At 43.4% G+C, this 16,628-nt stretch carries 18 protein-coding genes; 8 read left to right on the plus strand and 10 right to left on the minus strand.

Features of this window, described 5'->3' with window-relative positions:
• Nucleotides 1-53 precede the first annotated feature (53 nt).
• The 3 genes from manP to NX903_RS05920 all read left to right on the plus strand — a co-directional run bounded on the left by manP (nucleotide 54) and on the right by NX903_RS05920 (nucleotide 3,620).
• Entirely contained in the window at nucleotides 54-2,006 is a 1,953-nt protein-coding gene (gene manP / locus NX903_RS05910; RefSeq protein ID WP_086343713.1) for a PTS mannose transporter subunit IIABC, read from the plus strand.
• A gap of 14 nt (nucleotides 2,007-2,020) precedes the next feature.
• Entirely contained in the window at nucleotides 2,021-2,968 is a 948-nt protein-coding gene (gene manA / locus NX903_RS05915; RefSeq protein ID WP_086343714.1) for a mannose-6-phosphate isomerase, class I, read from the plus strand.
• 169 nt (nucleotides 2,969-3,137) lie between these two features.
• Nucleotides 3,138-3,620, plus strand: a complete 483-nt coding sequence (locus tag NX903_RS05920) for a YjdF family protein (protein WP_086343715.1) — start codon at nucleotides 3,138-3,140, stop codon at nucleotides 3,618-3,620.
• A 45-nt stretch (nucleotides 3,621-3,665) separates the two neighbouring features.
• On the opposite strand, the gene NX903_RS05925 is transcribed toward NX903_RS05920, so the two are convergent.
• Complete coding sequence (locus NX903_RS05925; protein WP_086343716.1) at nucleotides 3,666-4,172, minus strand: GNAT family N-acetyltransferase; 507 nt, start codon at nucleotides 4,170-4,172, stop codon at nucleotides 3,666-3,668.
• A 218-nt stretch (nucleotides 4,173-4,390) separates the two neighbouring features.
• Nucleotides 4,391-4,786, minus strand: coding sequence for a hypothetical protein (locus NX903_RS05930; protein ID WP_086343717.1), 396 nt, complete (start codon nucleotides 4,784-4,786; stop codon nucleotides 4,391-4,393).
• A gap of 227 nt (nucleotides 4,787-5,013) precedes the next feature.
• Here NX903_RS05930 and ybaK point away from each other — a divergent pair, with 227 nt between their 5' ends.
• Entirely contained in the window at nucleotides 5,014-5,493 is a 480-nt protein-coding gene (ybaK, locus tag NX903_RS05935; RefSeq protein ID WP_086343718.1) for a Cys-tRNA(Pro) deacylase, read from the plus strand.
• 40 nt (nucleotides 5,494-5,533) lie between these two features.
• Here the strand turns inward: ybaK and NX903_RS05940 are convergent, their stop codons facing one another.
• From NX903_RS05940 to cotT, 4 genes are all read right to left on the minus strand, one after another.
• Entirely contained in the window at nucleotides 5,534-5,728 is a 195-nt protein-coding gene (locus NX903_RS05940) for a DUF4177 domain-containing protein (protein WP_024572451.1), read from the minus strand.
• 165 nt (nucleotides 5,729-5,893) lie between these two features.
• Nucleotides 5,894-6,223: a YjdJ family protein gene (locus NX903_RS05945; RefSeq protein WP_086343719.1), complete on the minus strand. Its 330-nt coding sequence runs from the start codon at nucleotides 6,221-6,223 to the stop codon at nucleotides 5,894-5,896.
• Between the two features lie 619 nt (nucleotides 6,224-6,842).
• Nucleotides 6,843-7,832 (minus strand): heme o synthase, encoded by a 990-nt coding sequence (gene cyoE, locus NX903_RS05950; protein ID WP_086344586.1) that lies wholly within the window; start codon nucleotides 7,830-7,832, stop codon nucleotides 6,843-6,845.
• A 122-nt stretch (nucleotides 7,833-7,954) separates the two neighbouring features.
• A complete protein-coding gene (gene cotT / locus NX903_RS05955) occupies nucleotides 7,955-8,200 on the minus strand; it encodes a spore coat protein CotT (protein ID WP_029946224.1) in 246 nt (81 codons plus the stop codon).
• Nucleotides 8,201-8,453: 253 nt separating this feature from the next.
• Between cotT and pdaC the strand changes: the two genes are divergently transcribed.
• Nucleotides 8,454-9,857: a peptidoglycan-N-acetylmuramic acid deacetylase PdaC gene (gene pdaC, locus NX903_RS05960; RefSeq protein WP_038428808.1), complete on the plus strand. Its 1,404-nt coding sequence runs from the start codon at nucleotides 8,454-8,456 to the stop codon at nucleotides 9,855-9,857.
• A 39-nt stretch (nucleotides 9,858-9,896) separates the two neighbouring features.
• Here the strand turns inward: pdaC and NX903_RS05965 are convergent, their stop codons facing one another.
• Entirely contained in the window at nucleotides 9,897-10,370 is a 474-nt protein-coding gene (locus tag NX903_RS05965; protein WP_014663593.1) for a YjfA family protein, read from the minus strand.
• A gap of 128 nt (nucleotides 10,371-10,498) precedes the next feature.
• Nucleotides 10,499-10,666 carry a YjfB family protein gene (locus tag NX903_RS05970; protein WP_014476499.1) on the minus strand — a complete coding sequence of 56 codons (168 nt, stop codon included), beginning with the start codon at nucleotides 10,664-10,666 and terminating at the stop codon, nucleotides 10,499-10,501.
• A gap of 125 nt (nucleotides 10,667-10,791) precedes the next feature.
• On the opposite strand from NX903_RS05970, the gene NX903_RS05975 reads away from it, so the two are divergent.
• Complete coding sequence (locus NX903_RS05975; RefSeq protein ID WP_032725487.1) at nucleotides 10,792-11,691, plus strand: DUF2268 domain-containing protein; 900 nt, start codon at nucleotides 10,792-10,794, stop codon at nucleotides 11,689-11,691.
• A 9-nt stretch (nucleotides 11,692-11,700) separates the two neighbouring features.
• On the opposite strand, the gene NX903_RS05980 is transcribed toward NX903_RS05975, so the two are convergent.
• Together NX903_RS05980 and NX903_RS05985 are read right to left on the minus strand one after the other, a co-directional pair.
• Complete coding sequence (locus tag NX903_RS05980) at nucleotides 11,701-12,099, minus strand: ribosomal maturation YjgA family protein (RefSeq protein WP_086344587.1); 399 nt, start codon at nucleotides 12,097-12,099, stop codon at nucleotides 11,701-11,703.
• A 100-nt stretch (nucleotides 12,100-12,199) separates the two neighbouring features.
• Entirely contained in the window at nucleotides 12,200-12,775 is a 576-nt protein-coding gene (locus NX903_RS05985; protein ID WP_086343720.1) for a YjgB family protein, read from the minus strand.
• A 145-nt stretch (nucleotides 12,776-12,920) separates the two neighbouring features.
• Here NX903_RS05985 and fdhF point away from each other — a divergent pair, with 145 nt between their 5' ends.
• Nucleotides 12,921-15,878: a formate dehydrogenase subunit alpha gene (fdhF, locus tag NX903_RS05990; protein WP_086343721.1), complete on the plus strand. Its 2,958-nt coding sequence runs from the start codon at nucleotides 12,921-12,923 to the stop codon at nucleotides 15,876-15,878.
• Entirely contained in the window at nucleotides 15,871-16,431 is a 561-nt protein-coding gene (locus NX903_RS05995) for a DUF1641 domain-containing protein (protein ID WP_086343722.1), read from the plus strand. Before fdhF ends, NX903_RS05995 begins: the two co-directional genes overlap by 8 nt.
• Nucleotides 16,432-16,628: the final 197 nt, after the last annotated feature.

Consider the following 16,628-nt stretch of genomic DNA (forward strand, 5'->3'; position numbering starts at 1 on the left):
CGGTATACAGTTGAGACAAGATCTGATTATTCACACTTTAAAGGAGGTTTCCTATGAAACTGTTAGCGATTACTTCTTGTCCGAACGGAATCGCCCATACGTATATGGCAGCGGAAAATCTGCAAAAAGCTGCTGACAGAATGGGCGTCAGCATCAAAGTTGAGACCCAGGGGGGAATTGGTGTCGAAAATAAGCTAACCGAAGAGGAAATTCGCGAAGCGGACGCAATCATTATTGCTGCAGACCGCTCGGTAAACAAAGACCGGTTTATAGGCAAAAAACTGCTATCTGTCGGGGTACAGGACGGCATCCGCAAACCGGAAGAATTGATTCAAACCGCTCTTAACGGGGATATGCCGGTCTATCGTTCCGCTGCAAAATCGGAATCTGGCAATCACCAGGAGAAGAAGCAAAATCCTATTTACCGTCATTTAATGAACGGCGTTTCATTTATGGTTCCTTTCATTGTCGTCGGTGGATTATTGATAGCGGTTGCATTAACGCTTGGAGGGGAGAAAACACCTAAAGGCTTAGTTATTCCGGATGACTCCTTCTGGAAAACGATTGAACAGATCGGCAGTGCTTCATTTTCATTTATGATTCCGATTTTAGCCGGCTATATCGCCTATAGCATCGCTGATAAACCGGGGCTTGTGCCAGGGATGATCGGCGGTTATATTGCGGCGACTGGAAGTTTTTATGACAGCGCAAGCGGCGCCGGATTCCTCGGGGGGATTATTGCCGGGTTTTTGGCCGGATATGCTGCACTTTGGATAAAAAAATTAAAAGTTCCAAAAGCAATCCAGCCAATTATGCCGATTATTATTATTCCGGTGTTTGCATCACTGATTGTAGGTTTAGCGTTTGTGTTTTTGATCGGCGCGCCTGTAGCTCAAATTTTCGCCTCTTTAACAGTTTGGCTGGCGGGGATGAAAGGCTCGAGCTCGATCCTTCTGGCATTGATTTTAGGTGCGATGATCTCATTTGATATGGGCGGTCCCGTAAATAAGGTCGCATTTCTGTTTGGATCGGCAATGATTGGAGAAGGAAATTATGAAATTATGGGACCAATTGCTGTCGCCATTTGTATCCCGCCGATTGGCCTTGGTGTTGCAACGTTTTTAGGAAAAAGAAAATTCGAGACATCCCAAAGAGAAATGGGGAAAGCGGCATTTACGATGGGACTCTTCGGTATTACTGAAGGAGCGATTCCATTTGCGGCGCAGGACCCTCTGCGCGTCATTCCAAGTATTATGGCAGGCTCAATGACAGGTTCTGTGATAGCCATGATTGGCAATGTGGGAGACAGAGTGGCGCACGGCGGACCTATCGTTGCAGTGCTTGGCGCAGTTGATCATGTCTTGATGTTTTTTATTGCTGTGATTGCAGGATCTCTTGTCACTGCTCTGTTCGTCAATGTACTAAAAAAGGATATTACGGCGTCTCCTGTGCTCAGTGAAACTGCACCGCCCTCCGCGCCAAGTGAAGCTGCGGCAGCAAATGAAATAAAGCAGCCAATCCAAAGCCAAAAAGCTGAGATGTCGGAATTTAAAAAACTGACAGACATTATCAGCCCGGAATTAATTGAACCAAATTTATCGGGGGAAACGAGGGATGACATCATAGATGAATTGATTCAGAAATTGTCCCGAAGAGGTGCGCTGCTTTCAGAGAGCGGGTTTAAACAAGCCATTTTGAATCGTGAACAACAGGGAACAACGGCGATTGGCATGAATATCGCGATTCCGCACGGAAAGTCTGAGGCGGTCAGGGAGCCGAGTGTTGCCTTTGGGATCAAACGATCAGGCGTTGATTGGAATAGCCTGGATGGATCAGAAGCTAAATTAATCTTTATGATTGCTGTACCGAAAGAGAGCGGGGGAAACCAGCATCTCAAAATACTGCAGATGCTATCTCGAAAGCTAATGGATGACAATTATAGGGAGCGGCTGCTCTCCGTGCAAACAACAGAAGAAGCCTACAAGCTGCTAGAAGAAATCGAATAAAGCGGGGGATTTTCATGACGACTGAACCGTTATTTTTCAAGCCTGTTTTCAAAGAAAGAATTTGGGGCGGGACCGCTTTAGCTGATTTTGGCTATACCATTCCATCACAACGAACAGGAGAGTGCTGGGCTTTTGCCGCGCATCAAAATGGTCAAAGCGTTGTTCAAAACGGAATGTATAAGGGGTTCACGCTCAGCGAATTATGGGAACATCACAGACATTTATTCGGACAGCTTGAAGGGGACCGTTTCCCTCTGCTTACAAAAATATTAGATGCTGACCAGGACTTATCTGTTCAGGTGCATCCGAATGATGAATATGCCAACATACATGAAAACGGTGAGCTTGGAAAAACAGAATGCTGGTACATTATTGATTGCCAAAAAGATGCCGAGATTATTTATGGCCACAATGCAACAACAAAGGAAGAACTAACTACCATGATAGAGCGTGGAGAATGGGATGAGCTCTTGCGCCGTGTAAAGGTAAAGCCGGGGGATTTTTTCTATGTGCCAAGCGGTACTGTTCATGCGATTGGAAAAGGAATTCTTGCTTTGGAGACGCAGCAGAATTCAGACACAACCTACAGATTATATGATTATGACCGAAAAGATGCAGAAGGCAAGCTACGCGAGCTTCATCTGAAAAAGAGTATCGAAGTGATAGAGGTCCCGTCTATTCCAGAGCGGCAAACAGTTCACCATGAACAAATTGAGGATTTGCTTACAACGACATTAGTTGAATGCGCTTACTTTTCGGTGGGGAAATGGAACTTATCAGGATCAGCAAGCTTAAAGCAGCAAAAACCATTCCTTCTTATCAGTGTGATTGAAGGGGAGGGCCGTATGATCTCTGGTGAGTATGTCTATCCCTTCAAAAAAGGAGATCATATGTTTCTGCCTCACGGTCTTGGAGAATTTAAACTCAAAGGATATGCAGAATGTATCGTCTCCCATCTGTAACATGGCAGGGCTTGAGAAATAAATTTGCGAGTGAAGACGCCTATTCTCCAGCAATGATCTAACTAAAATAAGAGTTTAATAGTTGGAGAAGAAATGTTACACTCTTTTCTGTATATGGTAAAGAATGAAAAAACACGATTCGGTTGGTAGTCCGGATGCATGATTGATCATGTCAGTAACCTTCCCCTCCTCGGGATGTCCATCATTCTTTAATATCTTTTATGAGGAGGGAATCGTTATGAAATTAACGGTTTACTATGATGGTCAGTTTTGGGTAGGCGTTGTTGAAGTTGTGAACAATGGAAAGCTAAGAGCCTTTCGTCATCTTTTTGGCACAGAGCCGAGGGATTCTGAAGTATTAGAGTTTGTTCATAACCAACTCCTGAATATGTTGGCCCAAGCTGAGCAGGAAGGAGTTTGTTTACAAGGCAGACGTCAAAAAAAGATCAATCCAAAAAGATTGCAGCGCCAGGTTTCAAAAGAGTTGAAAAACGCCGGAGTAGCTTCTAAAGCTCAAGAGGCGATAAAGCTAGAGCTTGAAGCAAGAAAGCAAGAGAAAAAACAAATAATGAAAGAACAACGAGAACATGTAAAAGAGCAAAGGTATATGCTCAAAAAGCAAAAAGCGAAAAAGAAGCACAGAGGTAAATAATCCAAACAAAAGCAGGCGCAGTGCCTGCTTTTGTAATTAAGGACTCTACTTCGTAACATATATCCAATGTTTATAATCCGCTGATTTATGATCCAATATAAACCCTAACTTCTCCAAGGTTTTTTGTGAGCCTAGATTATCATGTTCACATCTTGCGGTGATCCGGGATACTGTTTCTTGGCTTAATGCCCAGTTTATTAGTTTTTGGGCGGCTTCCACACAATAACCTTTGCGGCGATGACTTTTATTTGTTGCAAAACCGATTTCAATCATGCCATTTTCGTCTGGGTCACCTAAAAATCCAGTTCCCCCAACAATTTCATGACTGTCCTTCTTTACAATAATCCATGAATCAAATCCTTTTGTTCCATTGTTTTTGACTAAAATCTCGCGGAAATAAGGTATCGCTTCAAAAAAATCAGAATTTGGCCATTCACCATTTGTTTCATAACCTAAGTCTTTGATAGCCTGATGATCTTGTTTAGACGCGGCGTCAAGAAGGGGAATATCAATCGTTTTTAAACGTAATCGATTCGTTTCAAGGAGAACCATATATCTAATCCTCTTTTCTTTTTACTGGGAATAATGATAACATATAACAATTTTCTCTGATACCTTGGCAGTAGAGAAAGATGAAAAAATTGAGGGGGATTGAAAGAGTGACAGGTGAGAGTTTGCCCAGCCCAAAAACGGGTAGGAAAATGCTGATGTTAATGTGTCCCTACCCGTTTTTCTGTTCCTGAATGCAGGGTTTCTGATAACATGTTGTGCTACCTTTTCGCAATCAAATAAAGCGATATGGCTCTTTGGGTTTGCACAGGATTATGAATGATAATGACCCATTGGTTTCTTCGTCTTGGAAAGCTTGCTACCGCATACAATGGAGCAGTATCGCGCGGAGTGAACCCACCATTTATCACGTTGATATCTCTTCCTTCTAGATGACAAACTAAGTATTCACCTGGATTGATGACCTGTTGGTTCGTCCATGCGTAAGAATAAAAGCCGTCTCTAAGATCTTCGGTGGAAGATGGGGGGACAAAGCCATCCACAGTCAATGTGATTTCTCTTCTTCGCTGTCTTTCTGAAAAGTCTGGACTTCTTTGAGGGTTATGAGTATGTGAAAAGTAAGGAATTAACGCAGGGCCATAAAAGTAATGATACAAAGCAACCACTCCTTTATTTTCCATTCATACAAATTGTATGTGGGAGTTATTTGTTCATTCCTGTTTTGTTCCATGTAGACTAATAATGGGCTATAGGTGTCCAAGGTAATCAATTTGTCCTTTCGTTGTTCAATGCTAGTAACCTTGAAAATGCAGGTTAGGATGATAGAATTTACATATTACTGCAAGAAGTTAGACATACATCATTTTGATAGTGGGTGAAAACGATGGCGAAAAAAATGGCAAAAACAAATGCGGTTCGTCTGATAGAACAGCAGAACATCTCTTATGAGTTATTAGGGTATAAAACAGACGGCCAGCCTGTAGATGGCATCTCTGTTTCGGAAAAAATCGGTTATCCTGTGAAATATGTATATAAAACGTTGGTTGCAGCAGCAGGAACAAATCATTATTATGTCTTTGTTGTACCCGTTGCAGAAGAGTTAGATGTAAAAAAGGCAGCAAAGGTGACAGGGGAAAAGAAAATAGAAATGATTGCAATGAAGGAGCTATTAGCGGTAACAGGCTATCTTCGCGGCGGCTGCTCGCCAATTGGCATGAAAAAATTGTTCCCGACCTATATTGATGCATCTGCAGAAACGCTTGATTTTATCATTGTCAGTGCAGGGAAAATCGGTATGCAGCTAAAGTTGGCGCCACAAGATTTAGCCAAATCATGTGATGCCGCATTTGCAAAAATTGTATAGATGCAGATATAGGGGAAACGAAAAAGCTTAGTCATATCGATTAAGCTTTTTCCGTATCTCTTTCAAATATGATTTCAAAATAAGCAGCTGCCCCATACCCATCTATACTGGGAGCGAAAATCTGAACGAATCTCCAGCCTCTTTTCGCATAATCATGGATGATTTGCTGGTAGTCTTCTTTAGGCCTTCTTCTCATCGTGCTCAGCTCAACTCTTACGAATTCATATTCTTTCATTGTTTGATCCCTCCTATTAAGGTATACGCATAATTGAGCAAGAAGTTCCGAAAACCTAGGTTAAGGTCCGAAAGTATATTTCGCTCACTAAACAAATACATTTATGCCAGATGCCTGCATGCATCTGGGAAGAGTTAAGGGGCTATAAAAACGAATTTTACCGGGTCAGCAGTTCAAATAAATCTCTTGCTTATTGCATTTGACTGAGTATATAAGTAAAAAAAGAGCGGCCAGAACATATAAGAAGGAGATGATCATTAACGCACTCATAACAGGGTAGTGTTTAGCGGAGTAGATGAAAAAATCAAGCTGTGAAATTTGTTTGGGGCTGCTGACGGCATCAATTCCATTTAGCAGTTTTGAGAGTTTAGCAGTATAGTTCCAATCAAATCGATCTGAAACAAGCTCGCTTCCTTGATACCAATTAACAGCAGCTAAAAACAGAAATATCATAATAGAAAATCCAAGCTGAACAACTAAAAATATTCCCTTCACTTTTATATGACCTCCAAATCTATGAATATGGGAAAATCAAACAATATATTACCACCGTATGGGTTATTCTTGCAATTTCACTTTCATACAACTCAAACGCAAGTCTATTTTTTTGTTTGTTTTTGGCTTATAATACCTGATGATGGAAAAAGAATGCGGGTTTATAGATTAGAGAAACAAATGTATTTCTTAGCATTTTTTATTTGTGGAGAGAGTATAGAAGCATTCGATTAGATCTGCTTTTTCACAGAAACGGTTTTCATCTGTTTGCCTGAGCTTTACAATTGGCTGGCAGAAAAACAATGATTTCTTTCAATCAAAACATGCAACGATGCGACACATTTTATATCTTGATGACTTATCTCATTGCCTTTAAGTCATCCTATCGAGAAAGCGATGGTATTTTATGAACAAAGAAACCCTAAAAAACATACTCATGATTTTTTCAATATGCGCAACCCTCCGAGAAACCGATGGTATGCGCATAGCTGATAGCTGGATTTTGAGTGAGATTATACGATTTTTGATTTGCATGGCTGTGTTTTTTGCCGTGACATTTCTATTAGATGCTGTTTTTCCAAACAAAAAAGAGTCACATTAATGTGTGGCTCTTTTTGCATCATCTGATCAGAAACATCATAAATGAATCGATCATCATGATGAAGAACAGCAAGCAAAAATAAATAAGCGAGTAGACAAACATATCCTTTGCCCACTTCACGTCATCGTCTGTTTTGAATCCCTTGATGCTTTTTTTGATCCATATGCCTCCGAGAACCAAGGCGGCTAAGAAATAAAATGGGCTTATATGGCCGGTGCCGAGAGAGAAAGGGAATAATAGCGTGACCGGCACCAGGACGGCAATATATTGCATCATTTTTATTTTTGTTACATGGTTGCCTTTGACTACTGGCAAGAGCGGAACGCCAGCGGCACGATATTCTTCTTTGCGTCTTATCCCAATCGCCCAAAAATGCGGCGGCTGCCACAGAAACATAATCGTGTACAACAGCACTGCTGTCATACTGAAGTCACCGGTTACGGCACAATACCCCATCAATGGCGGCGCAGCTCCTGGGAAGCTCCCGACAAATGTGCTCCACACAGACGTTCGTTTCACCCATACCGTATAGATGATCGCATAAAAAATAAAGGCGGCCAGTCCGAGAAAGGCCGTTAATGGATTGAGGGAATAAAGCATGGCAAGACCTGTGATTCCTAAAACAGATCCATATGTTAAGATCATGGCTGGCGGCATTTTCCCTGTGACCGAGGCCCTGCTGCGAGTGCGTGCCATTTTTGCGTCCATATGCCGATCAAAATAGTTGTTATAGACAGTGCCGGAAGCCATCACAAACGCGGTTCCCAACATTGCTGTCACCATTGTCATCAAAAAAGCCATTCCGGTTAACGTTTTTTCTGCGCTTGCAAACGCGATCCAAAACCCGCCGAAGGCTGCTATCGAGTTTGATATGATAATGCCGGGTTTTGCAAGTTTGATAAAATCGTAAATGGTTACCCGGTTCGAAGCTTTTATGTATTTTGTTTCAGATATGGCTGCAGAATCCCTTGTATTCTCCAAAAATAGACGCCTCCCCCAAAACTGCATGCTTTTGTTATCGTAACAAGAGGGAGACGGAATCACAATTATTTCCTATATTTGTCATGATATTGTCATTTTTAAAATAAAAAAATGGGGAGCTGGACTGCCCCCATTTTGATATGCGGCGACTAGTAACCGTAACCTCCGCCATATCCTCCGCCATAACCGCCGCCGTAACCGTACCAAGGGTAGTAAGGCGGTCTCGGGCGCGGGTAGTAATAAGGCGGGCGCGGATAAAACGGGTAGAACGGATAATACGGTCTTGGATAATAAGGCGGATAAAATGGCGGTCTCGGACGCGGATAATAATAAGGCTGTCTTTCATCATAAGGGGTAATTTGTTCAAATGGCTGTTCATTCAAAGGGTAATCCAAGAGGAAAACCTCCCTAGCTTTTTTTATTCCTTTTACTATATTCTTGATGCTTAAGTTGGGTGTATGTACATTCATGAAACTCGGTTTTTTTTATGATGAAATTCCTTAAAAAGGATTGACATGAACTTCTAAATCTCATAGTATTACAAATGTGAAATAAATGTTACTACAATGTTACAAAATCATTTCTAAATAGATACAGTTCCAACTGATGAAGAGTAAATCGAAATGGCTACGAAAGAAGGAGTTTTTGTTGTTGGCAAAAAGAATCAAATGGTTTCATGTATTAATAGCAGTTGTATGTGTGGTGGGCCTTATCGGCTTTTTCCATAATCATTCATTGAAAAAAGAAACGGTCATGAATAAAGTAAGAACTGATTCTCAATATGGGAATGTTGAGATCGCAACGCTTGTGAATGACGGGAAAACTTTTAATTACGCGGTTAACTATCCCGTTTTCAAAAATGAAAAAATGGATTCGGCATTAAAAAGATTCGCAGAAAAAGAGGTTCGTCAATTTCAAAAGGAAACAAAAGACGTTGACCAAGAGCATACGACAAAACGCAACGAATTAAATGTTGATTATAAAATTGTCCATTATGCCAAACAGACAGTGGCGATTGTATTTAATGAATATAAATACATCGGCGGGGCACACGGGCAAACCGTGAAAAAAACGTTTAACTATGATTTTAGTAAACAAGCGTTTCTTTCCATTGATGATATTTTCAAAGAGGACGCTGACTACTTACATAAGCTTTCGTTAATCGCTTATCACGAACTGAAAAAGAATAAGGACATTGCAGCGGACGATGCACTGTTAAAGGAAGGGACGGCTCCGAAAAAAGAAAATTTCAGCCGCTTTGCCATCAAGGAGGATTATATCGAACTTTACTTTGACACATATCAGGTTGCAGCAGGCTATCTTGGAGAGCAATCGATTGCCATTAAGAAAAGTCTTTTGAAAGACATTCTGAAAGAACAATATATTGATAAAGCAAAAAATAAAAATAAAATCAAAGAACAAAAGCCGAAGCATGAAGTGATTTCTTTACCCAAAGAGGAAACGGTTGATCCAAATCAAAAAGTCATTGCGCTTACTTTCGACGACGGCCCGAATCCTGCGACAACAAATCAGATTCTAGACTCCTTGAAGAAATATAAGGGTCATGCCACGTTTTTTGTTTTGGGGAGCAGGGTTCAATATTATCCGGAAACGCTAATAAGAATGCTGAAAGAAGGAAATGAGGTGGGGAACCATTCATGGAGCCATCCGCTTCTCACAAGGCTTTCAGTGAAAGAAGCGTTAAAGCAGATCAATGATACGCAAGACATCATTGAAAAAATAAGCGGATACCGTCCGACGCTTGTAAGACCCCCATACGGCGGCATTAATGATGAACTGCGGAGTCAAATGAAAATGGATGTTGCGTTATGGGATGTTGACCCGGAAGATTGGAAAGACCGTAACAAAAAAACAATTGTTGACCGTGTCATGAATCAGGCGGGAGATGGAAGAACCATTTTGATTCACGATATTTACCGCACCTCTGCTGATGCGGCCGATGAAATTATGAAAAAGCTCACCGATCAAGGCTATCAATTGGTGACAGTTTCTCAGCTTGAAGAGGTTAAAAAACAAAGAGAAGCGAAATAAATTAAAAAAGGCTGTCCGTACGGACAGCCTTTTTTCTATTTAATAAGAGCCTGTGGTGGCCCAAACATTTAAGTTTGGCCCTGAATACTTGCCGAAAGCGTAAGAAGTCCTTGGATCTAAATCATATACCATCGGTGTATAGCAAGACTTTTGGCCGGCCACCGCTTTTCCATTGCCGCCTGCAGAATCACAATTATATCTCTTGCCGTCCGTGTTTCGGGTAATCTCCGCATTTGCTTCAAAGCCAGACGTCAATGTATTATTCATCGTGATTTTTGCCCAAGCCGTTTTACATGTACTGCTGAATTTAAGCTCGACTACTCCGATGACTTGATTGCTTGCATTCACTAAGTTTGAGGATTTTTTTGTAGAGCCGCTGGACGCACAATCATTGTAATAAGGGCTTTTTCCATCGTAGGCATGGGTTTCCGCATTGGCGGGTACACCTTTGACGGCAAAAACAAATACTACTGCGAATAACACCAATGAAGCCTTCGTAAACAGTCTTTTCATATCCTTTATGACCTCCTTAATATGGCAAACAATAAATCATACGGAGGAACAATCAAAACATGCATGCTTTTTTGTGAACAATAAAGGCGGCCGGGAGGATGGAGTTATTGGCCGCCTTTGGTGTGAGGTTAAGCTTTTACATCAATGGTTTGTCCGAGAGTCGGATGCTGAATCATCTTTAAGGTTTGATCGGCATTTTGCTGGGCGGTGTCCAGCATTTTTTTCGTTAAAGCGATATTAACATTCTGGGCAAGGGATGCTTGATGCATTGCAACTGATAAAGCAGGAATATCCATCGTTCCACCTCCTATGTCTTACCTATCGGCGGCTTTGTATCATTTTACAGTGAAAAATGGCTTAATTTCTCCTGTTGACCCTTACGCTAGAGCATACCGTATGTTTTTGACAAGGAGGGATCAGGATGAATCTTGTAATGGAAAAGACCTTTGAGCAATACGAAAAGCTGTTTTCAATGGAAGAACAGAAAAGAGAAGATGAATTTCGGTATACGATGATGAGGCCGTTTGAAAAGATGTGGACCGCCATCCAAGTTCCGCTGAAAGCGAAGGAGCCAAACGGCTATGATGTGATCATGGCTGCGAAAATGCTGGGCTATTTGGATGTCCGTGATGCTGAAAGCGGGCAGAAAGCACTGCAAATACTGAAAGAATCACATGTTTCAGAGACAGCTGAGTCTGCACTTCGGCAATGCATATTTTTTGCTGAGCGCGAACAGCTGCGGGTGAATGCAGAGGAGATCAAATTCGGCCTTTATATCGCTGATCCAAATAAACTTCAGCTGCAAAAAGGCTACTGCGGGTTTGGCGGGATACCGGGCTTTATTCATGTATGGATTGATCCGAACCGTTATAACCTGCCAAGGATTCCTTCAATTATTGCTCATGAGTTTCATCATAATGTGCGGTTTTCGTATATAGATTTTCATCATGGCTCTGTAAGTGTCGGGGATTATCTTGTGATTGAAGGATTGGCGGAATCATTCGCCAGAGAGCTGTTTGGCACGGAACGATTGGGCCCTTGGGTAACTCGTTTTGATCATGAGGATTTGCAATATTCCATTGATGTGATTAATGAGGTGCTGGATGTGAAAGGATTTTCGGAAGTCAGCCGTTATATGTTTGGTGATCCAATTGCTAACGACCAAGGCTTTAAGCCTGCAGGTTTATCGGCTTTTGCGGGTTATGCAGTTGGCTATCATGCCGTTCAGTCATTTATGAATCAACATCATATCACGATAAGCGAGGCCACGCGTTTGGATGCGAAGACCATTCTTTCTCAGTGCGGATTGTTTTCCAAATGAAAAAAAGCGTCACATACAGCGGCGCTTTTTGATTCCCAAAACCAGCAGTTCTATGGCGGCACAGGCGGCAATTCCGATTGTATATGCTTCGATATCGCTCCATAAAAAACCGTACCCCAGTACAAGTCCGCCAAGAGAAGTATCCCTAATCTGATCGATCCATTCGGCATGATAGAGCTGGCTGAATTCAATGACAAAACAGAAAGAAAGACTGATAATGCCCGTTATCATTGTCTTCAGCTTCCGAAATAGAAATCCGCATCCCGTAAAGATCATGGCGGCCCACAACGAGTCCCCAAGATAAGTATTGAGGGTATCAGGAAGAACCCTGGAGTATGCTCTGGATCCAAGCCCCAGCCCAATGATCAGTAAGGTGAAAACTGCATATATCCAACGATTTCGCTTCATTGCGAATTGATACCCCGTCTCTGCTTCATCTCCCTGTATTGTAAGGAATATAGCTTTTATTTGTCCACTAAAAAAGCGGCTGAATAGCCGCATAGGGTGTTTATTTTGCTTTTAGGTTTACATGGTCGGCTGTCTGATCCGTGCCTATTACAAAATGGAGTTCATAGCGGCCTGTATCATATACATAATCGATTTCATCGGTAAACGGGACGGTTAACACCCGATTTGCTGGCCCTAATTGCTTCTGCAGCACTTCCGGCGTAACTCCGCCTAAATTCAGCTGCCGTTCCACACCGGTTCCAAAGTAGCGGATTTCTGAAATTGTCATGTCTTTATGATAGGAAAATCCGTAGCCCGGCTGTCCCATATTCCAGTGATATAAATCAAATCGATTGTCTCCCCCGACTGGTCTTTCCGGTTCCCCAAACGCAGCGTGGACATCCCCTTTTGTGCTTTTGTTAATGGTAAGGCCTTGCGCCTGCTGAGGCATTTCCCCTTTGTAGGCGGTGTTGTAAAGGTTTTTGACGAGCTCAGTGGCTGATTGGTTTGTATTTTCATAGAGTGTATTTGTTTGAGCTGCGGCCTTTGCCGGTGCTGAAAAGGACGCAGCCCCAAAGCCGGTAAAACAGCTTGTTACTGCTGCCGCAGCGGTAATAGCAGACATTGTCTTTTTCATGTTGATCCCTCCTTATTGATCTACCATCCCGTTTCCCGGTGTTAGTGCAATAAAACATGTGAGTGCGCTTTGTATGTTTTATTGAGTTGTTGTAAGGGAACTGAAATAGGTAATTCGGTATATAAAGCAAGAAAGGGGAATGGAGATGCCTGGCAAGAAAAAAATCACAATAAACGGCGTTGAAATGGAAGCGTCCGAGGAACAGACGGTGCTGCAGCTTTTGAATAACAGCTCGATTGAAGTGCCGCAAGTTTGCTATCATCCAAGCTTAGGGCCGATTGAAACATGTGATACGTGCATCGTCAGCATCAATGGTGAGCTGAAGAGGTCGTGCTCCGCTGAATTAAAGGATGGGGATATCATTGATACGCTCTCACCTGACGTGAAAAAAGCGCAGGTCATCGGGATGGACAAGATTTTATATAATCATGAGCTTTATTGTACAGTTTGCGATTACAACAATGGGGGATGCGAAATACATAATACGGTGAAGGAAATGAAAATCAATCACCAAAGCATTCCGTTTGATCACAAGCCATACCATAAGGATGAATCCCATCCGTTTTATCGGTATGATCCAGATCAATGTATATTGTGCGGACGCTGTGTTGAAGCATGCCAGGACGTTCAGGTAACTGAAACGCTGACCATTGACTGGGAGCGGAAACGCCCGCGCGTCATTTGGGATAACGACGTGCCGATCAATGAGTCGTCATGTGTGTCATGCGGCCATTGTTCAACGGTCTGTCCGTGCAACGCGATGATGGAAAAAGGAATGGAAGGGGAAGCCGGATATTTAACAGGCATCAATAACGAAACGCTGCGACCGATGATCGAGATCACGAAAGGCGTAGAGACAGGCTACGGCTCGATTCTCGCGATTTCTGATATGGAATCTGCTATGTTCGATGAACGAATCAAAAAAACGAAAACCGTCTGCACGTATTGCGGCGTCGGCTGCAGCTTTGATGTCTGGACAAAGGGCAGAGACATTCTGAAAGTAGAGCCACAGGAGGAAGCGCCAGCCAACGGCATTTCTACTTGTGTGAAAGGCAAGTTCGGCTGGGATTTCGTTAACAGCGAAGAACGCCTGACAAAGCCGCTGATCCGTGAAGGTGACCATTTCCGTGAAGCAGAGTGGGAGGAGGCGTTATCGCTGATCGCCAGCAAGTTCACGGAATTAAAAGAGGCGTTTGGCCCGGATTCTCTCGCTTTTATTACATCTTCTAAATGTACAAATGAAGAATCCTATCTTATGCAAAAGCTGGCCAGAGGGGTCATTGGCACAAATAATGTGGACAACTGCTCTCGCTATTGCCAATCTCCTGCGACTGCCGGCCTGTTCCGGACAGTCGGCTATGGCGGTGATTCAGGATCAATTACAGATATCGCGCAAGCGGACCTTGTTTTGATTATCGGTTCGAACACGTCTGAGTCGCATCCAGTCTTATCCACTCGCATTAAACGGGCTCATAAGCTAAGAGGGCAGAAAGTGATCGTCGCCGATATCAGAAAACACGAAATGGCAGAACGCTCCGATTTATTTGTCCAGCCGCGTGCCGGATCGGATATCGTCTGGCTGAATGCGATCGCCAAATATTTAATAGAAAACGGCAAGGCCGATGAACGATTTTTGAGAGAAAGAGTGAACGGACGAAATGAATATGTAAAAAGCCTCGCGCCGTACACACTTGAATATGCTGAGGAGAAAACCGGGATTGATCGAGAAACCCTTATCCAAATGGCAGAGATGATCGGGCAAGCTGACAGTGTGTGCGCATTGTGGGCGATGGGCGTGACACAGCACATTGGAGGAAGCGACACGAGCACGGCGATCTCTAATCTGCTGCTTGTGACAGGAAACTACGGAAAACCGGGAGCAGGTTCTTACCCATTGCGCGGCCATAATAACGTGCAGGGAGCAAGTGACTTCGGAAGCATGCCTGACAGAATGCCGGGCTATGAAAAAGTGACGGACGAACAAGTCCGCCAAAAATACGAGCGGGCGTGGGGCGTGCCGCTGCCGAAGGAGCCGGGTATGACCAACCACGAAATGATTGAAAAAATCCATTCCGGACAGCTGAAAGCGATGTATGTAAAAGGTGAAGAAATGGGCCTGGTGGATTCCAACATCAATCATGTACACACCGCATATGAAAAGCTTGATTTCTTTGTGGTGCAGGACATTTTCCTTTCACGTACAGCGGAGTTTGCTGATGTGGTTCTTCCTGCGAGCCCAAGCCTTGAAAAAGAAGGAACCTTTACAAACACAGAACGCCGGATTCAACGTTTGTATCAGGTGTTTGAACCGCTGGGCGAATCAAAGCCGGATTGGCAGATTATTATGGAGGTTGCCAATAAGCTTGGCGCCGGCTGGCACTATGAGCATCCTGCAGACATTATGGAGAAAGCAGCCAAGCTGTCGCCGTTTTATGCCGGTGTCACCTATGAACGTCTTGAGGGCTATAATTCCCTGCAATGGCCTGTAAACGCTGATGGAAAGGATTCGCCTTTACTCTTTACAGAGCGCTTCCCTTTCCCGGACGGCAAGGCCATTCTCTACCCTGTCCAGTGGACAGAGCCTAAGGAATTCGGTGAGGAATATGATATCCATGTCAACAATGGGCGGCTCTTGGAGCACTTCCACGAAGGGAACCTGACTTACAAATCAAAAGGGATTTCGGAGAAAACACCGGAAGTGTTCTTAGAAATTTCTCCTGAGCTTGCGGCAGAACGAGGGATTCAGGGCGGAACCCTCGTCAGACTCACATCGCCTTTCGGAAATGTCAAAGTGAAGTGCCTGATTACTGATCGAGTCAAAGGGAAGGAAGTATATCTGCCAATGAACGATTCAGGGGAAGCGGCGATCAACCTGTTAACAGGCAGCCATGCCGATAAGGATACCGATACGCCTGCTTACAAAGAAACATCGGCCAAGATGGAAATTTTGAAGCACGACGGAATCAGCCCGCTGCCTAAGATCAACCACCGCAACGGCAATCCGCAGCCGCAAATCGGTGTGCAGGTTCAAAAGAAATGGGCGCGGAAGGATTATATTTTCCCTGGTGACGCCGTGAAAAGGGGGATGGGCCATAATGGCTAAAGCGATTAAACAAATCCAGAAAATCGAGGTAACCGAGGAGGATCAGCGAAAGCGTGATTTACGGGAAATTGAAGATGCTCTAGTTGATCACAAAGAAGCGATTCTCGAAACCTTGCATATGCTGGGCCATATGAACGAGCGCGGTGTCCTGCCGTTGCTCCGCGGCCTTTTTGGCCAAGGGGATAAAGTTCTTGATATCCTGGTGAAAAAGGCAGATACAGAGGAAACAGCCAATACGCTGAAAAATCTGCTTCTTCTGTTTGGAACACTCGGCATGCTGGACGTGAAGGAGCTGGAGCCTCTCATTTTGAAAGTGAATGCGGGTGTGGCAAGCGCTGTAGAGCAGAAAAACAGCGAAGAAAAGACAGGTTATTTTGATATTATCCGCTCGCTAAAAGACCCGGAAATCAATAAATCAATTACACTGCTCTTTTCCTTTTTAAAAGGAATGGGACAAGATACAAAGGAGCTGGAACGCACGACGCAGCCTCCGGAACACCAAAAACATCATCAGGAACCCCGAGAGAAAAGAGGAATGAACAAGCGAGATTGACCTCCCACCCGAGCCGGCTTCAGCCAGCTCGGGTTTTTTTATGAGGTGAGTCTTAGGAACTAGGATGAAATATCTAATTCAGAAACAAGACAAAGTAGCTTTGATTTTGGAAAAATGAAATGACAGCATAGGCCCGTCCAGTATTTTTTCAGTAGAGGATAGATATCTATATCATTGGCTGACCTATAATATGACTG

The organism is Bacillus sp. FSL R5-0576, from assembly GCF_038004765.1.
In the GTDB taxonomy this organism is placed as follows: domain Bacteria; phylum Bacillota; class Bacilli; order Bacillales; family Bacillaceae; genus Bacillus; species Bacillus subtilis.